Source organism: Microvirga lenta (genome assembly GCF_020532555.1).
In the GTDB taxonomy this organism is placed as follows: Bacteria; Pseudomonadota; Alphaproteobacteria; order Rhizobiales; family Beijerinckiaceae; genus Microvirga; species Microvirga lenta.
Map to the genome: position 1 here is coordinate 99,689 of NZ_JAJBBR010000014.1, position 24,878 is coordinate 124,566.

The 24,878-nt window shown below is 66.2% G+C and carries 23 protein-coding genes; 15 read left to right on the forward strand and 8 right to left on the reverse strand.

The genetic code is table 11. The features are described 5' to 3' along the window. The first annotated feature begins 67 nt into the window (after positions 1 to 67). The gene (locus tag LGR44_RS19205; RefSeq protein ID WP_226742324.1) at positions 68 to 325 is read left to right on the forward strand and encodes a hypothetical protein; all 258 of its coding nucleotides are present in this window, start codon (positions 68 to 70) and stop codon (positions 323 to 325) included. Here the strand turns inward: LGR44_RS19205 and LGR44_RS19210 are convergent. From LGR44_RS19210 to LGR44_RS19220, 3 genes are all read right to left on the reverse strand, one after another. Next, on the reverse strand, positions 322 to 666 hold the full coding sequence (locus LGR44_RS19210; RefSeq protein ID WP_226742325.1) for a DUF1850 domain-containing protein: 345 nt from the start codon (positions 664 to 666) through the stop codon (positions 322 to 324). The two genes, LGR44_RS19205 and LGR44_RS19210, sit on opposite strands and share 4 nt — an antisense overlap. 20 nt (positions 667 to 686) lie before the next feature. Beyond that, on the reverse strand, positions 687 to 2,987 hold the full coding sequence (locus LGR44_RS19215; RefSeq protein WP_226742326.1) for a TRAP transporter permease: 2,301 nt from the start codon (positions 2,985 to 2,987) through the stop codon (positions 687 to 689). A 93-nt stretch (positions 2,988 to 3,080) separates the two neighbouring features. Continuing rightward, complete coding sequence (locus tag LGR44_RS19220; RefSeq protein ID WP_226742327.1) at positions 3,081 to 4,049, reverse strand: TAXI family TRAP transporter solute-binding subunit; 969 nt, start codon at positions 4,047 to 4,049, stop codon at positions 3,081 to 3,083. A gap of 156 nt (positions 4,050 to 4,205) precedes the next feature. Between LGR44_RS19220 and LGR44_RS19225 the strand changes: the two genes are divergently transcribed. The 9 genes from LGR44_RS19225 to LGR44_RS19265 all read left to right on the forward strand — a co-directional run bounded on the left by LGR44_RS19225 (position 4,206) and on the right by LGR44_RS19265 (position 11,808). Further along, on the forward strand, positions 4,206 to 5,783 hold the full coding sequence (locus LGR44_RS19225; RefSeq protein ID WP_226742328.1) for a glucan biosynthesis protein: 1,578 nt from the start codon (positions 4,206 to 4,208) through the stop codon (positions 5,781 to 5,783). A gap of 92 nt (positions 5,784 to 5,875) precedes the next feature. Next, entirely contained in the window at positions 5,876 to 6,031 is a 156-nt protein-coding gene (locus LGR44_RS19230) for a hypothetical protein (RefSeq protein ID WP_226742329.1), read from the forward strand. 4 nt (positions 6,032 to 6,035) lie between these two features. Beyond that, positions 6,036 to 6,788: a zinc ABC transporter ATP-binding protein AztA gene (aztA, locus tag LGR44_RS19235; protein ID WP_226742330.1), complete on the forward strand. Its 753-nt coding sequence runs from the start codon at positions 6,036 to 6,038 to the stop codon at positions 6,786 to 6,788. A gap of 11 nt (positions 6,789 to 6,799) precedes the next feature. Continuing rightward, positions 6,800 to 7,666: a metal ABC transporter permease gene (locus tag LGR44_RS19240; protein WP_226742368.1), complete on the forward strand. Its 867-nt coding sequence runs from the start codon at positions 6,800 to 6,802 to the stop codon at positions 7,664 to 7,666. Positions 7,667 to 7,703: 37 nt separating this feature from the next. Then, entirely contained in the window at positions 7,704 to 8,633 is a 930-nt protein-coding gene (locus LGR44_RS19245) for a metal ABC transporter substrate-binding protein (RefSeq protein WP_226742331.1), read from the forward strand. A gap of 155 nt (positions 8,634 to 8,788) precedes the next feature. Further along, complete coding sequence (locus tag LGR44_RS19250) at positions 8,789 to 9,751, forward strand: CobW family GTP-binding protein (protein WP_226742332.1); 963 nt, start codon at positions 8,789 to 8,791, stop codon at positions 9,749 to 9,751. A 228-nt stretch (positions 9,752 to 9,979) separates the two neighbouring features. Continuing rightward, positions 9,980 to 10,987, forward strand: coding sequence for a WD40 repeat domain-containing protein (locus LGR44_RS19255; RefSeq protein WP_226742333.1), 1,008 nt, complete (start codon positions 9,980 to 9,982; stop codon positions 10,985 to 10,987). Positions 10,988 to 10,996: 9 nt separating this feature from the next. Beyond that, positions 10,997 to 11,275: a hypothetical protein gene (locus LGR44_RS19260; RefSeq protein WP_226742334.1), complete on the forward strand. Its 279-nt coding sequence runs from the start codon at positions 10,997 to 10,999 to the stop codon at positions 11,273 to 11,275. 11 nt (positions 11,276 to 11,286) lie between these two features. Next, positions 11,287 to 11,808, forward strand: coding sequence for a DUF2937 family protein (locus tag LGR44_RS19265; RefSeq protein ID WP_226742335.1), 522 nt, complete (start codon positions 11,287 to 11,289; stop codon positions 11,806 to 11,808). On the opposite strand, the gene LGR44_RS19270 is transcribed toward LGR44_RS19265, so the two are convergent. Together LGR44_RS19270 and LGR44_RS19275 are read right to left on the reverse strand one after the other, a co-directional pair. Beyond that, a complete protein-coding gene (locus LGR44_RS19270) occupies positions 11,809 to 12,144 on the reverse strand; it encodes a hypothetical protein (RefSeq protein ID WP_226742336.1) in 336 nt (111 codons plus the stop codon). A 62-nt stretch (positions 12,145 to 12,206) separates the two neighbouring features. Next, positions 12,207 to 13,637 carry a homospermidine synthase gene (locus LGR44_RS19275; protein ID WP_226742337.1) on the reverse strand — a complete coding sequence of 477 codons (1,431 nt, stop codon included), beginning with the start codon at positions 13,635 to 13,637 and terminating at the stop codon, positions 12,207 to 12,209. Between the two features lie 248 nt (positions 13,638 to 13,885). On the opposite strand from LGR44_RS19275, the gene LGR44_RS19280 reads away from it, so the two are divergent. After that, positions 13,886 to 15,124, forward strand: a complete 1,239-nt coding sequence (locus tag LGR44_RS19280; protein ID WP_226742338.1) for an MFS transporter — start codon at positions 13,886 to 13,888, stop codon at positions 15,122 to 15,124. Here the strand turns inward: LGR44_RS19280 and LGR44_RS19285 are convergent. Both LGR44_RS19285 and LGR44_RS19290 read right to left on the reverse strand, forming a co-directional pair. Continuing rightward, positions 15,121 to 15,693, reverse strand: coding sequence for a GNAT family N-acetyltransferase (locus tag LGR44_RS19285; RefSeq protein WP_226742339.1), 573 nt, complete (start codon positions 15,691 to 15,693; stop codon positions 15,121 to 15,123). The two genes, LGR44_RS19280 and LGR44_RS19285, sit on opposite strands and share 4 nt — an antisense overlap. A gap of 123 nt (positions 15,694 to 15,816) precedes the next feature. Further along, entirely contained in the window at positions 15,817 to 16,971 is a 1,155-nt protein-coding gene (locus tag LGR44_RS19290) for a type III PLP-dependent enzyme (RefSeq protein WP_226742340.1), read from the reverse strand. 633 nt (positions 16,972 to 17,604) lie between these two features. Between LGR44_RS19290 and LGR44_RS19295 the strand changes: the two genes are divergently transcribed. The 4 genes from LGR44_RS19295 (at position 17,605) to LGR44_RS19310 (ending at position 21,900) form a co-directional block, all read left to right on the forward strand. Next, the gene (locus LGR44_RS19295; RefSeq protein WP_226742341.1) at positions 17,605 to 19,158 is read left to right on the forward strand and encodes a glucan biosynthesis protein; all 1,554 of its coding nucleotides are present in this window, start codon (positions 17,605 to 17,607) and stop codon (positions 19,156 to 19,158) included. 95 nt (positions 19,159 to 19,253) lie between these two features. Then, a complete protein-coding gene (locus LGR44_RS19300) occupies positions 19,254 to 20,267 on the forward strand; it encodes an ABC transporter substrate-binding protein (protein ID WP_404809957.1) in 1,014 nt (337 codons plus the stop codon). Between the two features lie 23 nt (positions 20,268 to 20,290). Continuing rightward, the gene (locus LGR44_RS19305) at positions 20,291 to 21,070 is read left to right on the forward strand and encodes an ABC transporter ATP-binding protein (protein WP_226742342.1); all 780 of its coding nucleotides are present in this window, start codon (positions 20,291 to 20,293) and stop codon (positions 21,068 to 21,070) included. Continuing rightward, entirely contained in the window at positions 21,067 to 21,900 is an 834-nt protein-coding gene (locus LGR44_RS19310; RefSeq protein ID WP_226742343.1) for an ABC transporter permease, read from the forward strand. Before LGR44_RS19305 ends, LGR44_RS19310 begins: the two co-directional genes overlap by 4 nt. 15 nt (positions 21,901 to 21,915) lie before the next feature. Here LGR44_RS19310 and LGR44_RS19315 read toward each other — a convergent pair whose 3' ends face one another. Then, positions 21,916 to 24,870 (reverse strand): FAD-binding and (Fe-S)-binding domain-containing protein, encoded by a 2,955-nt coding sequence (locus LGR44_RS19315; RefSeq protein ID WP_226742370.1) that lies wholly within the window; start codon positions 24,868 to 24,870, stop codon positions 21,916 to 21,918. Positions 24,871 to 24,878 lie beyond the last annotated feature (8 nt).

Sequence of the window (24,878 nt, forward strand, 5' to 3'; positions counted from 1 at the left end):
ACAGTTTGAGGAGGGTGGAGAAACTTGCACCGAAGGGGGCGTTTAGGGTAGTCCCTTCCGTCAAAGAATGGAGTACGCGACCGTGGCACAGCCGACCCGCACCAATTGGCGCAATCTCATTACCGTCATCAGCCTCTTGATCCTGATCGGCACGGAAGTGTTCGGCGTCGCGGTTGCGGCGGGCTGGGCGATTGCGGGCCTGTTCGAGCTGGGCGACACGGTCGGTTACGCCCTGATGGTCCTGTTCAGCCTCCTCGGCGCCTACACCATGCTCATCCTCTGGCGGCGCTGCGTCGTCGTGGAGCCGATCAGCGAAGCCGCCTAAGGCCTGTCGCACACCTTCATCACGATCGGGTCCGCCCCGGCCGGCACATAGGCCTCCATCGGCCGGCATTGGCCCGAGATGCAGATCCGCCAATCCGCTGTGGCGCCCGAGCGCCGCATGACGATTTCCTTTTGAGGCGGAACGGCCGGACGCCATTTCCAGACGCCGTTGTCGAAGCGGGCATCCGGCGGCGGCTCCATGCCCGCGCCCGATCCGCGCACCCGCGCCTCCACGAGTTCGAGCCCGGCCGGACCGGAACGCCAGTCCTCCTCCCAGGCGATCTTTTCGACGGAATGCGTCCAGGCCAGGGTGAGCGCGCCCGCCATGAGGGGCGCGATCACCTGGCCTGCGACGAGGCAGATCACCGCTGTGCCGCAGGGGCCGCGGCACCGGTCCCGCGGCTGCGCCAGAGATGGTAGCCGATCACGATCGCCGCGAGCCCGAAGCCGATCTCGTCGGTGATGGGCAGGGCCAGGACAAGGGTGCCGGCCGCAGCCACGGCGATCACCCTCTCCCACCAGTACATGGTCGTGCGGAAGTATCCGACGGAGGCGGCACCCCACAGGAGGACCGCGAGGCCGGCCTTGACCACCATGTAGGCGACCTTCAGCCAGAAGGCCCAGCCCTCAAGACCTCCCGCCTGCTGCATCATCAGCGCCGGATCGTAGACCGCCATATAGGGGATCACGAAGCCCGGCAGGGCGATGCGCAGGGCCGAGAAGCCGATCCGGAAGCCGGACGCCTTCGCGATGGGCGCGGCCGCGAAGGCCGCCAGCGCCACCGGGGGCGTGAGGTCCGCCATGATGCCGAAGTAGAAGACGAACATGTGCGAGACGATGAGCGGCACATCGAGGGTCAGCAGCGCGGGCGCGGCCAGCGACGAGGTGATGATGTAGTTCGGGATCGTCGGGATGCCCATGCCGAGGATGAGGCTGACGAACATGGTCAGCACCAGCGACAGGATGAGCGAGTCGCGGCCGATGGAGACCACCCAGTTTCCGAAGATCGTTCCGATGCCGGTCAGGGTCATGGTGCCGATCACGATGCCGACCACGGCGCAGGCAAGGCCCACGGGGAGCGCCTGGCGCGCCCCGTCCGCCAGCGCGTCGCGGCAGGCCTGCAGCGTCTCGGGGCCGCCCCGGATGAAGATGCTGACCAGGACCAGAACCGCCACGAGGGCCAGAACCAGGGTGATGTCGAACCGCAGCAGCGCGGCGGCGATCAGGCCGAGGCCGATCCAGAAGATGACGCGGACGGTCTGGTTCAGGATTCCGAGAGCCATGGATCCCGCCAGGATGAGCACCACCGTGAGCGCCAGGCCGATGGAGCCGGCGAAGAGCGGCGTGTATCCCGAGAAGAGCAGATAGACGAGAACCGCGAGCGGCAGGATGAGGTGCCACTTCTCCTTCAGGGCCTTCATGGCGCTCGGCAGCTCGTGCTTGGCCAGACCCCGCAGCCCGGACTTTCCGGCCTCGAGATGCACCGCCAGGAAGGCCGAGGCGTAGTAGAGGATGGCCGGGATGATCGCCGCCTTGACCACCTCGACGTAAGGCACGTCGATGGTCTCGGCCATGATGAAGGCCACGGCGCCCATCACGGGCGGCATGATCTGGCCGCCCATGGAAGCCGTTGCTTCCACACCGCCTGCGAATTCCGGACGATAGCCGTACCGCTTCATGAGCGGGATGGTGAACTGTCCGGTCGAGACCACGTTGGCGACGCCCGAGCCCGAGATCGTGCCCATGAGCGCCGAGGAGAACACGGACACCTTCGCCGGACCGCCCTTGGCGCTGCCGAAGGCGCCCATGGCGACGTCCGTGAAGAGCTGGATCATGCCCGCCCTCTCGAGGAAGGCCCCGAACAGGATGAACAGGAAGATGTAGGTGGCCGAGACCAGGGTCGGCGTGGCGTAGAGCCCCTCGGTGCCGAAGGACATGTGCTCGATCACCTGATCCAGCGAATAGCCGCGGTGGTCGAACGGCGCCGGCAGGTAATTGCCGAAGAGGCAATAGGCCAGGAACAGCCCCGCCACGATCGGGAGGGCCGGGCCCATGACGCGCCAGACGAGATAGAACAGGACCGCGATGGCCGAAATGCCGACGACGAGATCGGCCGGCGTGACCTCGCCCGCCCGGATCACGAGTTCGTCATAGAGCGCCCAGTGATAGAGGCCGATTCCGAAGCCGATGAGGCCGATGACCCAGCCGAGGGCATAGGTCACGGGGCTCCGGGCCCGGTGGTTCGCCAGCATGGCGCCCGCGACCAGGCAGAGGAAGCCCACATGGAGGGCGCGGACGACCTGGCTCGGCAGGCCGCCGGGAAACTTGAGGACGAGGCCGTAGGTGACGGCGAGCGCCAGGAGGGCCAGGGCTCCGTCGACCACGTCGCTCCCCCGCATGCGGGAGAAGATGAGCCACGCCGCCCAGAGCACGAAGACCCCGCCGATGATCGTGATCAGCGAGAGGCCGGCCAGGATGGGGCGGTCGAGGGGAATGCCGAAAGCCGTGACGATCTGGAAGGTCGAGAACGAGACCGCGATCCAGAAGAGGAGCTTGCCGAGCATGCCCTCGCCGAAATTCTCGGGCAGGCCGTGCTCAGGGTTCGCAGGAGTCGACGGCGCTTCCAACTCTGCGACTTCAGACGCGTTCACACCGTGACTCATGGCGTGCAGTCTCCCATTCGGGCTTTGTAGATGAACATGAAAAAGCCGGAGCAGTTCACCCGCCCCGGCCGTTTTGTCAAATGGATTGAAGCGTTACGAGCCCTGCTTCTTCACGCCCTTCTCGTCGAAATAGCGCTGCGCGCCCGGATGCACCGGGATCGGCATGCCCGACAGGGCGTTCTCGAGCTTGATGTCCCGGGCGGCCGCGTGGGCGGCGGCCAGTTCCGGCAGGCTCTCGAAGATGGACTTGGTCATCTGATAGACGGTCTCGTCCTTCACGCCCGAATGGGTCACGAGGTAGTTCACCACGGCGGCGGTCGGCACCGCGGCGGTCTGGCCCTCGTAGGTGTTCGGCGGGATGGTCGCCGTCACGTAGGGAGTTCCGACCTTCTGCACGACGTCCGCCGGGATCTCCACGACCTGGATCGGCACCGAGGTGGCGAGGTCGCGGATGGAGGAGACGCCGAGGCCGGCCGACTGCAGGGTCGCGTCGAGCTGGCGGTTCTTCATGAGCTCGACGGACTCGCCGAAGGGCAGGTACTCGACCTTGGCAAGGTCGTCATAGGACAGGCCCGCGCCCTGCAGGATCGCCCGGGCGTTGAGCTCGGTGCCCGACTTCGGGGCGCCGACGGAGAGGCGCTTGCCCTTGAGGTCGGCGAGGGTCTTGATGCCGGAATCCTTGGAGGCCACGATCTGGATGTAGTTGGGGTAGATCGCGGTCACGCCGCGCAGCTTGTCCAGCTTGGAGCGGAAGCCCGCCTCCTGATCGCCGGCCCAGCCCATGGCGAGGCTGTCGCCGAGGGTGAAGCCGAGCTCGCCCTTGCCCTGCTGCAGCAGGGTCAGGTTCTCGACCGAGGCCTTCGTGGCCTGGACGGAGGGGCGGCTGCCCTGGATCTTGTCGGTGAACACCTTGGAGATGGCGACGCCGAGAGGATAGTAGACGCCGGAGGTGCCTCCGGTCAGGATGTTGATGAAGTCCTGCGCCTGGGCCGGAACGCTGGCGCCTGCAAGGGCGAGGGCTGTCGCGGCGCCGATGAGGCGGCGCTTGAAGGTGGAACGCATAGGCGTAGCTCCCTGTTTGCGACGCCGGGTTCTCCGGCGCCTGTGTGTGAGCCTAGTTTTGGCGGCTGACGCCGAAACCTCAAGAGGTTATGAGGGTCTTAATCCTGCCGCCTTGGTGGGTAGGGGTCTTGTCTCCACAGGTCAATACGTCGTTCCATGTTCAACCGTCGTCAGTTTCTCCAAGTCGCAACAGCCACGGCCGGTCTGGCCGCCACCGGCTTCTCCACCAAGGCCCTGGCCCAGCAGAGCCTGAAGATGGGCGAGCCCGTCCCGTTTTCGTTCGAAGCCCTGAAAAGGCGGGCGCGGGAGATGGCGAAGGAGCCCTATTCCGCCCCGCCCCGCCCCTCGCCGGAGGTGCTGGAGCAGATCGACTACGATGCCCACGGCAAGATCCGCTTCAAGACGGACCTCGCGCTCTGGGCCGACGGGCCGAGCCAGTTTCCGGTGACGTTCTTCCACATGGGGCGCTTCTTCCAGAAGCCCGTGCGGATGCACGTGGTGAGCGACCGGCAGGCGCGGGAGATCATCTACGACAGCGCCTATTTCGACATGCCGGCGGATTCACCGGCGCGGAAACTGCCGGAAAACTCGGGCTTCGCAGGCTTCCGCTTCCAGGAATCGCGCAACGGCAGGCTCGACTGGCGCAAGAACGACTGGGTCGCCTTCCTGGGCGCGTCCTATTTCCGGGCCATCGGCGAACTCTATCAATACGGCCTGTCGGCCCGCGGCCTGGCGGTGGACGTGGCGGTCCACGGCAAGAACGAGGAGTTCCCGGACTTCACCCATGTCTATTTCGACACCCCGCAGCCGGGCTCGGACACGGTCACGGTCTTCGCCCTCCTCGAAGGCCCGAGCGTCACGGGCGCCTACCGCTTCGTCATGCAGCGGGCGGCGGCGGTCATCATGGATATCGAGAGCGCCGTCTTCCTGCGCCAGGACGTGAGCCGCCTCGGGATCGCCCCCCTCACCTCCATGTACTGGTATTCGGAGAAGGCCAAGACGACGGCGATCGACTGGCGCCCGGAAATCCACGATTCCGACGGCCTTGCCATGTGGACCGGCAGCGGCGAGCGCATCTGGCGCCCTCTCAACAATCCCCCGCGGATCATCACCTCGGCCTTCGTGGACGAGAACCCGAAGGGCTTCGGGCTGCTCCAGCGCGACCGCAATTTCGACCACTATCTCGACGGCGTCTATTACGACCGGCGCCCGTCCCTCTGGATCGAACCGCAGGGCAACTGGGGCAAGGGTTCGATCCAGCTCGTGGAAATCCCGACCGACGACGAGATCCACGACAATATCGTGGCCATGTGGGTGCCGGCGGAGCCGGCCAGGGCGGGACAGTCCTTCGATTTCCGCTACCGCATGTCCTGGTCGGCGGAGGAGCCCTACCCGACCCCTCTGGCGCGCGTCGTAGCGACCCGCTTCGGCAATGGCGGCCAGGCCGGGACCGTACGCCCCAAGGGCGTGCGCAAGTTCATGGTCGAGTTCCTGGGGCCGCCCCTGGCCAAGCTCCCGAACGGCGTCATTCCCCAGCCCGTTCTCACCGCATCCCGCGGCGAGTTCTCGAACGTCCTGACAGAGGCCGTCCCCAACAACGTGCCGGGCCATTGGCGCACCCAGTTCGACCTCACCGTGACCGGAACGGAGCCCGTCGAGATGCGCGGCTACCTGCGAAACGGCGACGAGGTGCTGAGCGAAACCTGGCTCTACCAGTACCACCCCGCCTTTTAAGGTTGCGGGTGGCGGACTATGCAATCAAAAAATGCGTATAAAATACTATACGCCCTCTGGAACGGGAGCAAAATCCGTTCTATCTGAACGGTATGCCGCATAGCCACCACCATCACGATCATGCCCATCGGGCGGTTGCCGCCGCTCCGACTTTCTCGCTGCTGCGCCTCTCGGCCTGGGAGCGTCTCGGAGGGGCCGCGATCCTCCTGGCCGGCTTGTGGCTTCTGGTCTTCTGGGTTCTGGGGTAGGACCATGCCCGCAGCCGCCACATCGATTCAGTTCGACGAAGTGACCCTCGGCTACGGCCGGCGGCCCGCCGTCCATCATCTGCACGGGGAGATCGCCCCCGGCAGCCTGACGGCGGTGGTCGGCCCCAACGGCGCCGGCAAGTCGACCCTGCTCAAGGGCATCGTCGGCACCCTGCGTCCCCTCGAAGGCCGGATCCGGCTCACCGGCCCGGCCAATGCGCGCATTGCCTATCTGCCCCAGGCGGCCGAGATCGACCGCACGTTTCCGCTCTCGGTCTACGACCTCGTGGCCATGGGCCTCTGGTCCCGCTCCGGCCTGTTCGGCAGCATCGGGGCCAAGGACCGCGCCCGGGTCGAGCAGGCCCTGGACGCGGTCGGCCTCGTCGGCTTCGAGCGCCGCCCGATCGCCACCCTCTCCGGCGGACAAATGCAGCGCGCCCTGTTCGCCCGCCTTCTCCTGCAGGATTCCCCCGTGATCCTCCTGGACGAACCCTTCACCGCCATCGATGCCAAGACCACCGCCGACCTCCTCGACGTGGTGCGCCGCTGGCACGACGAATCCCGCACGGTCGTGGCCGTGCTGCACGACCTCGACACGGTGAAGCGGGTCTTCCCGCAGACGCTCCTGATCGCCCGGGAACCCGTGGCATGGGGCGAGACCAGCGACGTCCTGAGCCCAGAGAACCTCCTGAAGGCCCGCCGGATGGTCGAGGCGCACGATCCCCACGCAGCCCCCTGCCATCGCGGTGCCGCGTGACGGTTACAGACATGTTCGAGATGCTCTACGGCCCCTTCGCCGAGTTCGACTTCATGCAGCGGGCGCTCGTCGGCGTGATCGCCATCGCGCTCGGCGGCGGCCCCGTCGGCGTGTTCCTGATGCTGCGCCGCATGAGCCTCACCGGCGACGCCATGGCCCACGCGATCCTTCCCGGCGCCGCCATCGGTTATCTCCTCGCGGGCCTGTCCCTGCCGGCCATGACCATCGGCGGGCTGTTCGCGGGCGTGATCGTCGCCGTCGCGGCGGGCCTCGTCTCGCGGCTCACCTCCCTGAAGGAGGACGCGTCGCTCGCGGCCTTCTATCTCCTCTCCCTCGCGCTCGGCGTCACGATCGTCTCGCTCCGGGGCTCCAACGTGGACCTGCTGCACGTGCTCTTCGGCACGGTGCTGGCCCTCGACGACAGCACCCTCCTGCTGCTTGCGGGCATTTCGTCGGCCACGGTGCTGACGCTCGCGGTTCTCTACCGTCCGCTGGTGCTGGAATGCGTCGATCCCACCTTCCTGCGCTCGGTCAGCCGGGCCGGAACGCCGACGCACCTGATCTTCCTCGGCCTCGTGGTGCTCAACCTCGTGGGCGGGTTCCACGCGCTCGGCACCCTTCTCGCGGTCGGCATGATGATGCTGCCGGCCGCTGCCTCCCGGTTCTGGAGCAGCGACATCACCATGATGATGATCCTGTCCGTGGTGATCGGGATGGTGTCGGGCTTCGCCGGCCTGCTCCTGTCGTTTCATGTGGAGCTCCCGGCCGGCCCCTCGGTCATTCTGGCGGCCGGGATCATCTATGCCGGCTCGCTCATCTTCGGCCGGGAGGGCGGGCTCCTGTGGCTCGCATGGCCCGGCAGGCACCTGGAAGCCTGACGCTTCCTTTGATTTCGCAACAGAAGGACCATCGCCGATGACGACTCGCAGACATGCCCTCTCGCTGGTCCTGGGCTGCCTTGCCCTGGCAGGAACCGCCCTGCCGGTCGCGGCCCAGGCCGCCGACAAGCTGAAAGTCGTCGCCACCTTCTCCATTCTCGGGGACCTGGCGCGCAATGTCGGCGGCGACCGGGCCGAGGTGACGACCCTCGTCGGCCCGAACGGGGACGCCCACGTCTATTCCCCGACCCCGGCGGACGGACGGCGCCTGACGGAGGCCAAGGTCGTCATCACCAACGGCCTCAAGTTCGAAGGCTGGATCGACAGGCTCATCAAGTCCTCCGGCACCAAGGCCGCCGTGACCGAAGCCGCCAAGGGCGTGAAGCCCTTGAAGGAGGAGGCCGGCGGACATGGCCACGGCCACGGTCATAGTCATGCGGGCGTCGATCCCCATGCCTGGCAGAGCATCGCCAACGCGAAGACCTACGTGACCAACATCCGCGACGCCCTCATCGCGGCCGATCCCGAGGGCAAGGCCGTCTACGAGGCCAACGCCGCCGCCTATCTCAAGCAGCTCGACGGGCTCGAGGAGGAGATCAAGGGGCTGGTGTCCAAGATCCCGGCGGACCGCCGCCGCATCATCACCTCCCACGACGCCTTCCGCTATTTCGAGGATGCCTACGGAATCGAGTTCATCTCGCCGCAGGGCGTCTCCACCGATTCCGAGGCCTCAGCCAAGGACGTGGCGAAGATCATCCGGCAGATCAAGCAGGAGAAGATCAAGGCCGTCTTCGTGGAGAACGTCTCCGATGCCCGTCTGATGGAGCGCATCGCGAAGGAGACCGGAGCCGCCGTCGGCAGCCAGGTCTATTCCGATGCCCTTTCGGAGCCGAGCGGACCGGCCGGGACTTACATTGACATGATGCGACACAATATAAGGGCCTTCAGCTCGGCCTTGTCGAGCTGATCATCCCCTTCGCGGGCTCGTCGCGTGTCATTCCCGGCGAGCGGCGCGGGGAAGGGAATCCGGATACGGCTCGCGCCGGACGCTGGATCCCCTTCCCGGCCTGAAGGCAGGCCGCCGGGAATGACACCCGCAACTTCGCCTTTTTGGAACATCCGATGTCCGACAAGATCCCCGTCACCGTGCTCACTGGCTATCTCGGCGCCGGCAAGACGACACTTCTCAACCGGATCCTCACCGAGCAGCACGGCAAGAAATATGCCGTGATCGTCAACGAGTTCGGCGAGATCGGCATCGACAACGAACTCGTCGTCGGCGCCGACGAGGAAGTGTTCGAGATGAACAACGGCTGCATCTGCTGCACCGTGCGCGGCGACCTGATCCGCATCCTCGACGGCCTCATGAAGCGCAAGGGCAAGTTCGACGCCATCATCGTCGAGACCACCGGCCTCGCCGACCCCGCTCCCGTCGCCCAGACCTTCTTCATGGACCAGGACGTGTCCGACACCGCCCGCCTCGACGCGGTCGTGACGGTGGCGGATGCCAAATGGCTCTCGGACCGCCTGAAGGACGCGCCGGAGGCCAAGAACCAGATCGCGTTCGCGGACGTGATCATCCTCAACAAGATCGATCTGGTCAGCCCCCGGGAGCTGGACGAGGTCGAGGCGCGCATCCGCGCCATCAACCCCTATGCCAAGGTCCACCGGACGCAGAACTGCGCCATTCCGATCTCGGAGGTGCTCGACCGCAAGGCCTTCGACCTCGACCGGATCATCGAGCTCGAGCCCGACTTCCTGGAGGAAGGCCACCATCATCACCACGACGAGGACATGCAGTCCGTCGCGGTGAAGATCGACGGCGAGGTCGACCCGGAGAAATTCATGCCGTGGATCTCGAACCTCACCCAGGTCGAGGGGCCGAACATCCTGCGCTGCAAGGGCATCGTGGCCTTTCCGAACGAGCCGAAGCGCTTCGTCTTCCAGGGCGTGCACATGATCCTCGACGGCGATGTCCAGAGCGACTGGAAGCCGGGCGAGAAGCGCGATTCCAAGGTCGTGTTCATCGGCCGCGACCTGGACGAGGACGCCATTCGCGAAGGTTTCCTGTCCTGCGCGGCGTGAAGACATACCACCTCGGTCATTCCGGGGCCGCGCAGCGGAGCCCGGAACCCATAAACATCGGCGCTTCAACATCGGACGATCGGCGTCCCGCTTCGAATCGCGCCGTTTGAGGCTATGGGTTCCGGGCCCGGCCCTGCGGGCCGCCCCGGAATGACGCGGGTGGGTTTCCCCCCACTGCCGCCGAACCACAATCCTGTGCTATCGCTCTCCCCCGAAGGGATTGCCCGAATGACTGCTGGAACTGCTCCGTCACTGACCCAAAGCGTCACCCCTGTCGATGCGGGTGAGCATGTCACCGCCCTCGGCTGGCTGAAAGGCACCGCCGCCTTCGGTCTCGGAGACGGCGGCGTCGTGCTTGCCAAGGACGGCGAGACCCATCGCGCCGAGGCCCACCCGGATGCGGGCGTGCTGGTCGGCGCCAGCGACGGCGAGCGCTTCGTTACCGGCGGCGACGACGGCCGCGTGGCGGTGACCGGGGCGGACGGCAGCACCAGGACCCTGGCCGAGACCAAGGGCGCCTGGATCGACTCGCTGGCGATCAGCCCGGGCGGCGCCTTCGCCTACGGTGCCGGCAAGCGCGTGATCGCCCGTGACGACAAGGGGCGGGAGAAGACCCTCGAGGTTCCCTCCACGGCCCGCGGCCTTGCCTTCGCGCCCAAGGGCTACCGGCTCGCAATCTCGCATTACAATGGCGCCACCCTGTGGTTTCCCAACGTGGAGACGAAGCCCGAGGTGCTGGAATGGAAGGGCTCGCATCTCGACGTCGTCTGGTCGCCGGATGCCCGCTTCGTCGTCACCTCCATGCAGGAGAACGCCCTGCACGGCTGGCGCCTGATCCCCGACAAGGGGCACATGCGCATGAGCGGCTACCCGTCGAAGACGCGCTCCTTCTCCTGGTCCCATGACGGCAAGTGGCTCGCCACCTCGGGCGCCGAGGCCGCCATCGTGTGGCCCTTCGAATCGAAGGAAGGCCCGATGGGCAAGCAGCCGCGGGAATGCGGCGTGCGCCACGCCAAGGTCAGCCGCGTCGCCTTCCATCCCAACACCTACGTGCTGGCGGTCGGCTACGAGGACGGCTGCATCCTTCTCATCCGCATGGCCGATGCCTCGGAGCTGCTGGTGCGTCCCGCCGTCAAGGACAGCGGCATCACCGCCATGGCCTGGGACAAGGCCGGCAGGCGGCTTGCCTTCGGCTGCGCGGACGGCCAGGCCGGCATTCTGACCCTTCCCGCCTAAAGGCCGGCCATGGCGGGTTTCGGAGCGCTCCTGCGGAATGCCTTCGGTCGGCAGAAGGTCGACCGGGAGGCCGTGGAGCGGGTCAAAGGCTGGGCCCGCAAGGCCCTTCGGGCGTCGTCCGAGACGGTCCTTTCCGTCAACGAGATCGTCTGCGCCGACCCCGCCTGCCCGGGCATGGAGACCGTGATCCTCGTGATGGAGCCGGGTGCGAAAACCCGCGCCTACAAGGTCGCCAAGGCCCTGGACGAGGTCGTGGAACAAGACATCAGCGACGCTCTTGATCTCTGAGGAGGTGTCGTTTGCCCAGGATCGTCCGCATTGTCGCATTCGGGTTCGGCCTGCTGGGCGGGCTCGTGGCCTCCCAGGGTCCTGAATATTCCCAGCAGTACCGCCAGCGCCTCGGCGGCGCGGTGGACGAGCTCCGGCAGGTCGTCACGCGCTTCGATGCGGATGCCGCAGCGAGCGGCGAGACCCGGGACAGCGCCATTCTCCGCCTACGCAACAATGCGGACAGCTTCGTCACCCGCCAGGGCGCGGCCATGCAGGGCAACGTGGAGCGCCTGGGCCGGCTGGAGGCCCATCGCCAGGCGATGATCGAGGCCGGCCCCTTCTCCCGCATTGCCCTGATGGTGCGCAGCGGCGACCGGGACCTGATGGAGGCCACCTATCGCGATTTCGAGCCGGCCGTGCCGGTGACGGAGGAGGGAATCCTCTCGGCGGCTGCCGGGTTCGTGGCGGTCTGGGGCGCTATCCTGCTGCTCGGGGGATTCCTGCGCAGCCTTCTCAGGCGGCCCCGGTCACGGGGCCCGGCCCGGGCCTGATCAGGCCTTCTCCGGCTTTCCGGCCAGTACGATGTAGAAGCCCAGCCCGTCCTGAGCGGGAAGGGTCTGCAGCCGCTCGATCCAGCCGCGTTTCTTGGCCTCCAGCAGGGCCTTGCCGATCGGCTGGAAGAGGGTTTCCCCGCCCCCTTCCGGCGGGGGCGAGAGCCGGATCGCGACCGTCTTGCTCTGGGCGAAACGGCTTCTTTCCAGCATGTCCTGAATCGAGGCCGCCGCCTGCTCCCGCGACGCCTCGCGCAGGTCGAGAACGGATTCCGCGTCCGTGACCCCGAGAGAGCCCCGGAGCTTGTCGGCGTAGAATTCCTCGAAATGGGGCATGCCTGTCTTCCTCGTCTGTCGGTCCCGGCCGCATCGGGCGGCCGGGATGACAATGAACGGTTTTACCGCACCAGAATGTTCCGGAACTGCCACGGATCGGAGGTGTCGATGTCCTCCGGGAAGAAGCCCGGGCGGTCGTCGAGGGGCGTCCAGTCCGTGTAGACGCCGACGACGGGTCCGAGATAGGGCGTCTGGACCTCGAGGCAGCGCCGGAAGTCGATGTCGTCCGCTTCGACGATCCCCGCATCCGGATTCTCCAGCGCCCAGACCATGCCGGCGAGCACGGCTGAGGTGACCTGGAGACCGGTCGCGTTCTGATAGGGCGCGAGCTTGCGGGTCTCCTCGATGGAGAGCTGCGAGCCGTACCAATAGGCGTTCTTGCCGTGGCCGTAGAGCAGAACGCCGAGCTCGTCGGCGCCGTCCTGGATCTCGTCCTCGGTGAGGATGTGGTGCTTTTCCTGCACCTTGCCCTCGTTCCCGAACATCTCGTGCAGCGACAGAACCGCGTCGTTCGAGGGATGATAGGCGTAGTGGCAGGTCGGACGGTAGACGGCCTTGTCGCCGTCGCGGACGGTGAAATAGTCCGCAATCGAGATCGCCTCGTTGTGCGTGACGAGGAAGCCGTATTGTGGCCCGGGCGTCGGGCACCAGGAGCGCACCCGGGTGTTGGCGCCGGGCTGGAGCAGGTAGATCGCGGCTCCGCAGCCCTTGTCGTGGGTGCGGCCGTTCTCGGGCATCCACTTCTCATGGGTGCCCCAGCCGAGCTCCGCCGGCTGCATGCCTTCCGACACGAAGCCCTCGACGGACCAGGTGTTCACGAACACGCCCATGGGCTTCGGGTTTTCCGAACGCTGGGTGTCGCGCTCGGCGATGTGGATGCCCTTCACGCCGACGCGCTGCATCAGCCGCGCCCAATCCTCGCGGGTCTTCGGCTCCTCGTGGTCGAGGCCGGTATCCTTGGCGATGTTGAGGAGCGCCTGCTTGACGAACCAGGACACCATGCCCGGATTGGCGCCGCAGCAGTTCACCGCGGTGGGGCCGCCCGGCGACTGGCGGCGGGCATCGAGGATGTTCTCGCGGAGCATGTAGTTGGTGCGGGCCGCGGGGCCGGCGCTCTTGTCGAAATAGAACCCGGCCCAGGGCTCGGCCACGGTGTCGATGTAGAGAGCCCCGATCTCCCGGCACAGCTCCATGATGTCCCGCGAGGAGGTATCGACCGACAGGTTCACGCAGAAGCCTTGCCCACCACCCTCGGTGAGAAGCGGCGTGAGGATCTCGCGGTAGTTCTCCCGCGTGAGGGCCTTGTTGACGAGGGTGATGCCGCGCACGTCGAGCATGCTGCGGTCGGTATCGACGGGATCGACGACGACGAAGCGGTTCTTGTCGAACTCGAAATGCCGCTCGATCAGGGGCAGCATTCCCTTGCCGATCGATCCGAAGCCGATCATCACGATGGGGCCGGTAATACGGGCATGGATGGGCCAAGCGCTCATCGAATCTGTCTCCTTGCGGCAGGAAGTGGGGCGGCTCAACGCCGGACAACGGATGTGGGCGGCATCTAGGATTGACGAGCCCTCGGGGTCAATGCCTGGGGCTTCCAACATGCGCCGGAGGGCAAATTCCCCTGCGGATGGCGAAGACCTGATGACAGGAGCAGCCCTGCCATGCGCGTATCCGCCTCGACATCATGCAACAAAGCTTCATGATCGGCGTTCAACCTCATCCAATCCGGCCCGACCCGATGACATTCCATGATCTTCTGAAACACCACTGGCGCGCCATCGGCCTCGGCTTCGCACTGACCTTCGTGTCCTCCTTCGGTCAGACCTTCTTCATTTCGCTGTCGGGCCCCAATATCCGCGATGCCTTCGGGCTTACCCATGGAGGGTTCGGGCTCATCTATTCGCTCGCCACGCTTGCGTCGGGCATCCTGATGATCTGGATCGGCAGCCTGATCGATCGCGTCAGCATTCCCCTTTATGCGACCGTCGCCCTGCTGGGCCTTGCGGCGGCGGCCGCCAGCCTGTCGGTTGCTCCGAACTTGCTCGTGCTGGGCCTGAGCCTGTTCTTCCTGCGCCTGTTCGGACAGGGAATGCTGAGCCATGCGGGCATCATGAGCACGGCCCGCCTGCCCGCCGGCATCCGCGGCAGGGCCGTCAGCGTGGCGACCCTCGGCTTCTCGGGAGGAGAAGCGGTGTTTCCCGCCATCGCGGTCGCCCTGATCGCCTCCCTCGGATGGACCGGCACCTGGAGAACCGCCGCGCTGGTCGCGCTCGCATGCCTCGCCATCGGCTGGGCTCTCAGCCCTTTCCTCAAAGCCCGCAGTTCGAGTCTCCCGGACGCGTCGAGCGCGAGCGAGCCCCACGAGGCAGGGCCCCGCTGGATCGACACCCTGCGCGACTGGCGCTTCCTGGCTCTCATTCCCACGATGGTCGGCTATCCGGCGATCATGACGGCTTATCTCTTTCATCAGCGTTTCATCGCGGAGGCGAAGGGATGGCCCCTGGAACTGCTGGCCACCGGCATCACCGTTTTCGCGCTGGTTTCCGTCGCCGTGACCATGACGGCGGGCACACTCGTCGACCGGTTCGGGGCCGTGCGGCTCAGTCACTTCTATCTCGTCGGCATGATCCTCGCGTCGGTTACGCTGGCCACCGCCAGCGGTCCCTTCGTGCCGCTCCTGTTCTTCAGCCTGATCGGCCTGACGGCGGGTTGCACCAATGTGGTGATCGCGGCGGTTCTGGCGGAGATCTACGGCACACGGCATCTCGGCAAGATCCGTGCGCTCGCCGGAGCCATCATGGTGATCGCGTCGGCCGCGGGGCCGGTCGTAGCCGGCCCCCTCTTCGATATCGGTGTCGGAATCGATGCGGTGGCCCTGGGCTTCGCCGCCTACCTGATCGCCGCCGCCGCCGTCACCTTCACGCTTCCTAATCCGAGGGCCGAGCCTCTGCGGCCCTCGGAAGGATCGGCCCGCTAGGCCGCCGGGCGCATGCCGGTCCACAGGCTCTGCGCGGCCGCCGCGACCAGAGCCGCGAGATCCGGCTTCTGCTCCGGCTCGCCGGTCGCCGAGACTAGGCCCCGCGCGCCGTCGAGGGCGCCGGCCTTCAGTTCCAGCGCCAGGAAGCGGCTGCGCTCGTAGGGGCCAGGCATCCACAGGGCCTGCGTCTTCTCCGTCGAGAAGCCGAAGCGCTCGTAATAGGGCGCATCGCCCACCAGCAGCACCGCCCCATGGCCGCGGGCATCCGCCTCCTTCAAGGCCTCGCGCATAAGCTTGCCGCCGAGCCCCAGCCCCTGGAGGGACGGATCGACGGCGATCGGGCCGAGCATCAGGGCAGGACGGTTCGGCCCCGCGGAGACGTGCCAGAGGCGAACGGTGCCGACCAGGGCGCCGTTCTGCTCGACGACGAGGGACAGGCCCTCCGCCGGGCGCCGGCCCTCGCGCAGGCGCTCGCAGGTTTTCTGGAACCGCTCCGGTCCGAAGCAGGCATCGAGAAGCGCCTCGCGCGCTTCGACATCGCGGAAGGTTTCTTCGCGGATCGTGATCATGGCCGTGGCCTCCCAAGCGTGGGGTGAGCGACAGCCCTCGCACCTGCCCATGCCGGGCAGGCCGTCCGGGACAACTTTTGGGGGTTGGTGCCTGCCTCAGGGCTGAGGCAGGCGGGACGTGAATTAGATCACGTAGGATTTCAGCGGCGGGAAGCCGTTGAACGCGACCGCCGAGTAGGTGGTCGTGTAGGCGCCCGTGCCTTCGATCAGCACCTTGTCGCCGATCTCCAGCGAGATGGGGAGCGGATAGGGCTCCTTCTCGTAGAGAACGTCGGCCGAGTCGCAGGTCGGGCCGGCGAGCACGCAGGGAACCTTGCGGTCGCCGTCGCGCTCGCTGCGGATCGGGTAGCGGATCGACTCGTCCATCGTCTCGGCGAGGCCGCCGAACTTGCCGATGTCGAGGTAGACCCAGCGCACCTCGTCCTCGTCCTGGCTCTTCTTCGAGATGAGGACGACCTCAGCCTCGATGATGCCGGCGTTGCCAACCATGCCGCGGCCCGGCTCGATAATCGTCTCGGGCAGACGGTTGCCGAAGTGCTTGGACAGCGCCCGGAAGATCGACTCGCCATAGGCTTCGACCATCGGGACCGTCTTCAGGTACTTCGTCGGGAACCCGCCGCCGAGGTTGACCATCGACAGGTGGATGCCGCGATCGGCGCATTCCCGGAAGATCGTGGAGGCAGAGCCGAGGGCCTGATCCCACGCTTCCGTGTTGCGCTGCTGCGAGCCGACATGGAACGAGACGCCATAGGCCTCGAGCCCGTTCCGGTAGGCATGCTCCAGCACGTCGACCGCCATCTCCGGCACGCAGCCGAACTTGCGCGAGAGCGGCCATTCGGCGCCGGCGCCGTCGCACAGGATGCGGCAGAACACCTTCACCTCGCCGGAGGGCACGCCCACCAGAGCCGCGGCGCGGACGATCTTCTCGACCTCCGCCTCGCAATCGACCGCGAACAGGCGCACGCCGAGCTCGAGACCGCGGGCGATGTCGCGCTCCTTCTTGATCGTGTTACCGAAGGAGATCCGGTCCGGCGTGGCGCCGGCGGCGAGCGCGAGCTCGATCTCGACGACGGAGGCCGTGTCGAAGCACGAGCCCATCTCGGCCAGGACCCTCAGCACCTCGGGCGCAGGATTGGCCTTCACGGCGTAGAAGACACGCGTGTCGGGCAGCGCACGGGCAAACTTCGAGTAGTTGTCGCGCACGATGTCGAGATCGACGACCACGCACGGGCCATCCTCGCGTCGGTTGCGCAGAAATTCACGAATGCGCTCAGTCATGGCGCTCTCCCCACCAAAGGTTCAATGGAGGCTCTTCAGGCCTCGGATTGAAGTTCAGACGGCGAACCGTCCGGCGTCAGCGAGGGAAGACGACATTGCGCTCTCGTGCGATGGAGACACGATAAGGCAATGGGTTCTTCACCCGACGATGCTGCCTTGGATTGGAAAGGGGGAGTCCCCTGTCCGCACGCGCGGCAATGATAAACAAGCCTCTTCGGTGCTGACCTTTGGAGGGCCAACGAGACCAAAAAAGCCCGTTCGTCGTTGCTTTAAGTCACGTCCCCCGTTGAGAACGAGGTACGCCGGTTTCGCCTCCGGCTGCCGGTTAGGGGTATCGAGAACTAGGTCGTTCTCGGGCGGCTGTCCGGCCTCTTGTCCGGATGCCCACCAACCGGCACGCGACCACAGGCACGTGCGAAATTGGGCAAGACTCAAATAAGCTTAATGCCCCCGGACCACAAGTCCTTTTGGGGACCTTTTTCAGGTTTTTTTAGCCCGCAGGATCGGCATCCTTTCCTAAGAGGAGCCGTTCAGCCTTCATTAAGTGCCGGGGGCTCAAGGACGTCCGCTCAAGCCCTATATTGGGACTCTGCCGGCCCGTTCCAGCTCAAAAAGAAACAGTTTCCGCTGCCCATGACGATTCTCTCCCGCAGGACCCTGCTGCAAAGTCTCCTGGCCACCGCCGCCATGCCCGCCTTGGCCCAGCCGAACGGCGTTCCCGGCCCGAATCCCTTCCGCTACGAGGATGTGGTCAGCCGGGCGCGCGAGCTCTCCAGGGCTCCCTACGAGGCCCCTCCGGCCCAGCTTCCGGAGCCTCTCAACGCGCTCAGCTTCGACGATTACCGGGACATCCGCTTCAATCCCGACCGGGCCCTCCTGGGAAGCGCGGGCGGACCGTTCCGGATGCAGTTGTTCCATCTCGGATTCCTCTACCGCCGCCCTGTCACGGTGAACGTGCTGCGGGACGGGGTGCCGACGCCGGTCCCCTATCAGCGGGAATTGTTCAATTACGGCCGCAACCGCATCGAGCGCCCGCTGCCGGTCAACCTCGGCTTTGCAGGCTTCCGCCTCCATTACCCGCTCAACGACCCGAAGGTCCTCGACGAGGTGATCGCCTTCCTGGGCGCCAGCTATTTCCGCTTCCTCGGCATGGATCAGAAATATGGGATCTCCGCCCGGGGGCTGGCCATCAACGTGGAAGGCGGCGAGGCGGAGGAGTTCCCGCATTTCCGCGAGTTCTGGGTCGAAATGCCCAAGCCCCACGCCGAGCGGGCGACGGTCTTCGCCCTGCTCGACAGCCCCTCCGTGGCCGGGGCCTACCGCTTCCACATCTACCCCTCGAAGGAAACCACCGTCGAGGTGACCGCCACGCTGTTCCCCCGGCAGAGCATCCCGAATGTGGGTCTCGCCCCCCTCACCTCCATGTACTTCGAGGGTGAGAACGACCGGCACCAGACGGACGACTTCCGGCTCGAACTCCATGATTCGGACGGGCTCCTGATCCAGTCGGGCGCCGGCGAATGGATCTGGCGCCCCCTGCGCAACCCCGAGCGCAAGACGATCTCGTCGTTCCAGGACAACAACCCGCGCGGCTTCGGCCTGATGCAGCGCGACCGGGTCTTCGAGAACTATCAGGACCTCGAAGCCTATTACCACAAACGGCCCGGCTACTGGGTCGAGCCCATGGGCGACTGGGGCGAGGGCCAGGTGGAACTGGTCGAGATCCCGACGCCGGACGAGACCCACGACAACATCGTCGCCTATTGGCAGCCGAACCAGCCATACGAGCCGGGACAGGAGATCGCCATTTCCTACCGGCTCCGCGCCGTGGCGGCGGTCGGAGGGATGCACCCGGGAGGCAAGGCCATCAACACCTTCCAGGCCCCTCCCCGCGCCAGCGGCACGAACGCCCCGAGCGACCCGACCCACCGCCGCTTCATCATCGACTTCGCGGGCGGGAACCTGCCCTATTACCTGGGCGACCCGGGACAGGTGCAGCTCGTCCCTTCCACCTCGGCCGGGACGATCACCCACACCTTCATCGTTCCCAACGATCACACCAAGGGCTTCCGGGCCGCCATCGACGTGAAGCTCGAGCCGGGACAGTCCACCGATCTGCGGGCATTCCTCAAGGCCGGGAACCGGACCCTGACCGAAACCTGGACCTATCCCTGGTCCGTCGATTGATCGTTCCGGCGGCCGGAGATCTTGCCAAGGACATTCGGAGCGCGCAGAAGCTGGCATGAACGGCGGATCTCCTGCCGGATGAGGGATTGCTGCGCATGAAGCCGAATGCTTGCCTGGCTGGAATGTTGGCCCTTTGTCTCGGCTGGGGCGCGGATCGCGCCCTGGCGCAGCAGCCATTGACCGAGGTGACCTTCGGGACGAACTGGATCGCGCAAGGAGAGCACGGCGGCTATTATCAAGCGGTCGCGGACGGGACCTACGAGAAGTACGGCCTTAAGGTCACCATCGTGCCCGGCGGCCCGCGCGCCAACAACCGCATGCTCATGACGGTCGGCAAGCTCGACTTCTACATGGGCGGCAGCATGATCCAGGCCTTCTCGGCGGTCGAAAAGGACATCCCGACGGTCGTTGTCGCCGCGCATTTCCAGAAGGAGCCCCAGGTGCTCCTGAGCCATCCGGGGCAGGGTTTCGATACGTTTCCGGACCTCAAGAAATCCAACGACATCCTCCTCTCGAAGGACGGCTTCGCCACCTTCTATCAATGGATGAAGGCGGAGTTCGGCTTCAAGGACGAGCAGGTGAAGCCCTACGGCTTCAACCCGGCTCCCTTCATGGCCAACAAGAAGGCCGTCCAGCAGGGTTACGTCACATCCGAGCCGCTCACCATCGAGAAGGCGGCGGGCTTCAAGCCCAACGTGTTCCTCCTGGCCGACCATGGCTTCAGCACCTACTCGACGACGGTCGAGACGCGGCGCGAGGTGGTGGAGAAGAACCCCGACCTGGTGCAGCGCTTCGTCGATGCCTCCACGATCGGCTGGTACAATTATCTCTATGGCGACAATGCCGAGGCGAACGCGCTGATCAAGCGCGACAATCCCGAGATGACCGACGAGCTCCTGGCCTATTCGGTTGCCAAGATGAAGGAGCACGGCATTGTCGATTCCGGCGACACCGCGACCCTCGGCATCGGCGCCATGACGGATGCGCGCATGAAGGACTTCTTCGACAAGATGGTGAAGGCGGGCCTGTTCAAGGCTGATCTCGACTACAAGAAGGCCTATACGCTCCGGTTCGTGAACAAGGGCGTCGGGCTGAACCTGCGGCACTAGGAGTGGCGGCCCTGCCGCGAGCGATGACCGAGGCCGTCCCGCCCCTCGTTTGCCTGCAAGGCGTGACCAAGGTCTTCGCCAGCGGCGTCACCGCCCTGTCCGATCTCGATCTGGACGTGCGGCCGGGCGAGTTTCTCTCCCTGCTCGGCCCCTCGGGATGCGGCAAGTCGACGGCCCTGCGGATCATCGCCGGCCTCGCGCATCCGACGAGCGGATCCGTCGCCTGGCCGGGCGCCGCGGCGCAGGACCACCGGGGCGAGATCGGCTTCGTCTTCCAGGAGCCGACCCTGATGCCCTGGGCCAACGTGGCCGACAATGTATGGCTCCCCTTGCGCCTGCGCGGCGTCTCGAGGCGCGATGCGGCCGGGAGCATTGCGGATGCTCTCGCCCTCGTCGGCCTTGAAGGCTTCGCCGCAACCTATCCTCGCGAACTCTCCGGCGGCATGAAGATGCGCGTCTCCATCGCGAGAGCCCTCAGCCTCAAGCCGCGCCTGCTGCTGATGGACGAGCCCTTTGCAGCCCTCGACGAGATCACGCGGTTCAGGCTGAACGACGACCTCCTGCGGCTCCAGGGCGAGTTGGGCTGCACCGTCGTGTTCGTGACCCACTCCATTTACGAGAGCGCCTATCTCTCCAACCGCATCGCGATCATGTCGCCGCGGCCGGGCCGGATCGTCGCCGAAATCGAGGGCGCTGCGCGCAACGAGCGCGGCACGGACTTCCGTACGAGCGCCCGCTATGCCGAGCTGTGCCGGCGGATTTCGCGGCAGCTCGAAGCGCCCATTGCCGGTGCATCGTCATGAAACCGGCGAATGTCACGCCACGCGGTTTCCTCAGGCTGCTGCTGCCGGCAGCCGTCCTCGCCATCGCGGTCGGGACGTGGGAGATCTATGTCCGCGCCGCTGCCGTGCCGCCCTACATCCTGCCTGCCCCGAGCCTCATCCTGTGGACGATGGTCGCGGATTGGCCGCTTCTGTCGGCATCCCTGCTGACCACCCTCAAGACCACGCTCCTGGGCCTGATCCTGGCCGTCGTCGGCGGCGTGGCTCTGGCGGTTCTTTTGAGCCTGTCGCGGATCGTGGAATATTCGCTCTATCCCTTCGCCGTGGTGCTGCAGGTCACGCCGGTCATCGCCATCGCACCCCTGCTCCTGATCTACATGCCGCAGGATGCGGCCGTGCTCGCCTGCGCGTGGCTGGTGGCATTCTTCCCTATCCTGTCGAACACGATGCTGGGCCTCCATTCCGTCGACAGGAACCTGCTGGAGCTTTTCGAGCTCTACGGCACCTCGCCCCTGCAGACCCCTTGGACACGCTTCCGCGCGCGTCTCAGGGCGCTCTGGATCCTGCGCCGCCCGGCGGCCCTGCCCGCCTTCCTCACCGGACTGCGCATCGCCGGCGGCCTTTCCCTGATCGGCGCCGTCGTCGCCGAGATGGCGGCAGGCTCGGCGGGAGCGGGATCGGGTCTCGCCTACCGCATCATCGAGAGCCAGTACCGGCTCAACATCCCGCGCCTCTTCGCGGCGCTCGTGCTCCTGGCGCTGACGGGCGTGATCGTCTTCCTTCTCCTCTCCGCCTTCGCCCACTTCCTGCTGCGGCGATGGCATGAAAGCGCCTTGGCGCGCGAGGCATAGGCCTTGTCCGAAGGCTCACAGGTCGCAGAACTTCTCCACCAGTTCGGCGACGTGGAGCGTCTGACGACCGGTCCCCTGCTCGATCTGCTCTCGGCAGCTGAACCCGTTTGCCAGGATCAGCACATCCTCATCCGCCTCCCGCACCATCGGCAGCAGCACCCTTTCACCGGCCGCGAGACCGACATCATAGGTCTCGGCCGCGAACCCGAAGGCCCCTGCCATGCCGCAGCAGCCGGACGGCAGGAAGCGGTAGTCGAGACCGAGGCTGTCGAGCAGGTGGCGCTCGCCTTCGGTCTTGATGACGGCATGCTGGTTGCAGTGGATCTGCACATAGGCCCTGCCGCCGCCTCTCGCGACGTTCAGCTCCTCGGCCTGTTGGCAAAGAAAGTCGCTGAAGAAGACCGTCTGCTCCTTCAATCGCCTGGCACGGGGATCGTCCGGGAAAAGGCCCGTGAGTTCATCCTTGAAGGCCGCGACGCAGGCCGGTTCGAGGCCGACGATGGGGGTGCCGTCCTCGATCTCCACATGAAGGGTCCTCATGGTCTGCCGCCACAGCCGCTTCGCCGTGGGCAGCATCCCCTGATCGTAGAGCGGACGACCGCAGCACAGGGGGCGGTCGGGGATCGTGACCTCGTACCCCATAGCCTCCAGCACCCGCGTGGCGGCGATTGCCGTCTCGGGGCGGAAGAAGTTGTTGAAGGTGTCGGGCCAGAGCAGAACCCGGGGCCGATCCGTCGGCGGGTTGCGGCGACGTCTGAACCAATCCGTGAAGGTCTGGTGGGCGAAGGCAGGCATGGTTCGCTGCTGATGGATGCCGCCCAATGCCTTGGTGACGTTGCGCAGCAGCGGCATCTGGGTGGTGAGGTTGGCGAGTCGCGGCGTCTTCGAGCCCAGCCGGGCCCACCAATAGATCAACCCCATCGTGTAGGCCGAGCGCGGACGCAGCCGCCGCTTGTAGTAATGGGCGCGGAATTCGGCCTTGTAGGTCGCCATGTCCACGTTGACGGGACAATCGCTCTTGCAGCCCTTGCAGGCCAGGCAGAGCTTGAGCGCATCCTCGACCTCGTCGCTGCGCCAGCCTTTCGTCAGCGGCCCGCCGTGCAGCATCTCGAACAGCATGCGGGCCCGGCCACGGGTCGAACTCTTTTCCTCGTGGGTCACGAGGTAGCTCGGGCACATCACCTGGTCCTTGCTGTCGTGGCGGCGGCACTTGCCGACGCCGACGCAGCGCTCGACCGCACCCTGGAAGCCGCCCTCCTCCTCGAAGTGGAAGTGGGTGTCGAGCTTCGGCGGCCGATAGCTCGGGCCGAGCCGCAGGTTGGACGTGATCGGGTAGGGATCCACGATCTTGCCGGGATTCATCCTGCCCTGCGGATCCCAGATGGCCTTGAACTCGCGGAAGGCCTGGATCAGCTCCGGCCCGTACATCTTTTCCAGCAGATCCGCGCGGGACTGACCATCGCCATGTTCCCCCGACAGGGATCCGCCGTAACGCACCACGAGATCGGCAGCTTCGTCGAGAAAGCGACGCCAGGTCTCGATCCCCTCCTCGCTGTCGAGATCGAAACTGACGCGGCAATGGACCAGACCATCGCCGAAATGGCCGTACATGGGCGAGATGTAGCCGTATTTGTCGAAGAGAGCCTTCAGATCGCGCAGGTAATCGCCGAGGCTTTCCGGCGTCACGGCGGTGTCCTCCCACCCCTCCCAGGTCTCGGGCCTGTCCGGCACATAGGCGCTGCCGGGAAGCCCCGCCCGTCGCACCGCCCAGATCCGCTCCTCCGCCTCGTCCCGGCAGATCAACTTGGCCTCCGCGTGCGGCAGAGCCTCGAACTGCGCGACGAGCCGCCGCCCCTTCTCGGCGGCCTCCTCTTCGGTCTCGCCGCCAAACTCCACCACCAGCCAGTCGCAGCCCTGCGGCAGAAGATTCATGTCGCTCTCGTGCAGGTGCTTGCGCAGCATCGAGTCTACCAGGAAATGGTCGATTCCCTCCACGGCCAGCGGCTCGTGCTCCAGGATGCGCGGCACCATATCGGCAGCCTGGAAGATGTCGGGAAAACCGATGATCACGAGTACGCGCTCGCGCGGGCTCGGAACGAGCGCGAGCGTCGCTCCGAGCACGGTGACGCAGGTGCCTTCCGTTCCGACGAGAGCCTTGGCGATATCGAAGCCGTTCTCCGGCAGCAGCTTGTCGAGATCGGCATAGCCCGAGACCCGTCTCGGAATTTTCGGGAAACGCTCCCGTATCAGGTCGGCATACCGGCGCCGGAAGGCGTCGAGACTCCGGTAGATCTCCGCCCGCCGCCCACCCGCCGCCAGGATGGAGCGCAGTTCGGAATCGCTGGTGGGGCCGACGCTGAGGCGCAGGCCGTCATAGGTCAGGATGTCCAGCGCCTCGACATTGTCGGCGGTACGTCCCGCCTGGACCGAATGCACCCCGCAGGAATTGTTGCCGATCATCCCTCCCAGGGTGTTGTGGCTGTGCGTGGCGGGGTCCGGTCCGAAGGTCAGATGGTGGCGCTCGGCCGCGTCCCGAAGGGCATCGAGAATGCAGCCCGGTTCGACCCTGGCCCGCCGCCGCTCCGGATCGAGCTCGAGAATGCGGTTGAGGTATTTCGAGAAGTCGATCACCACGGCCGTGTTGCAGGTCTGACCTGCCAGACTCGTGCCGCCCCCTCGGGCCACGAGCGGCGCCTCGTGCCTGCGGCAGACCTCCACCGCCTTGACCACATCCTCGGTCGTCTTCGGCACGACGACGCCGATCGGGACCTGACGGTAATTGGACGCATCGGTGGCGTAGAGCGCCCGGTCGCCGTTGCTGAAGCGCACCTCGCCCTGGATGGCGGCTTTCAGTTCGTGCACGAGGGCGTCCGGATCGGGCGCGGGGATCGAGGCGCTCTTGATCCTACCGCCCGGCGTCCACCGGCGTCGACGCTCCTGTAGGGAGCGGCGGGAATCCGTCTTCAGCACATTCGCCA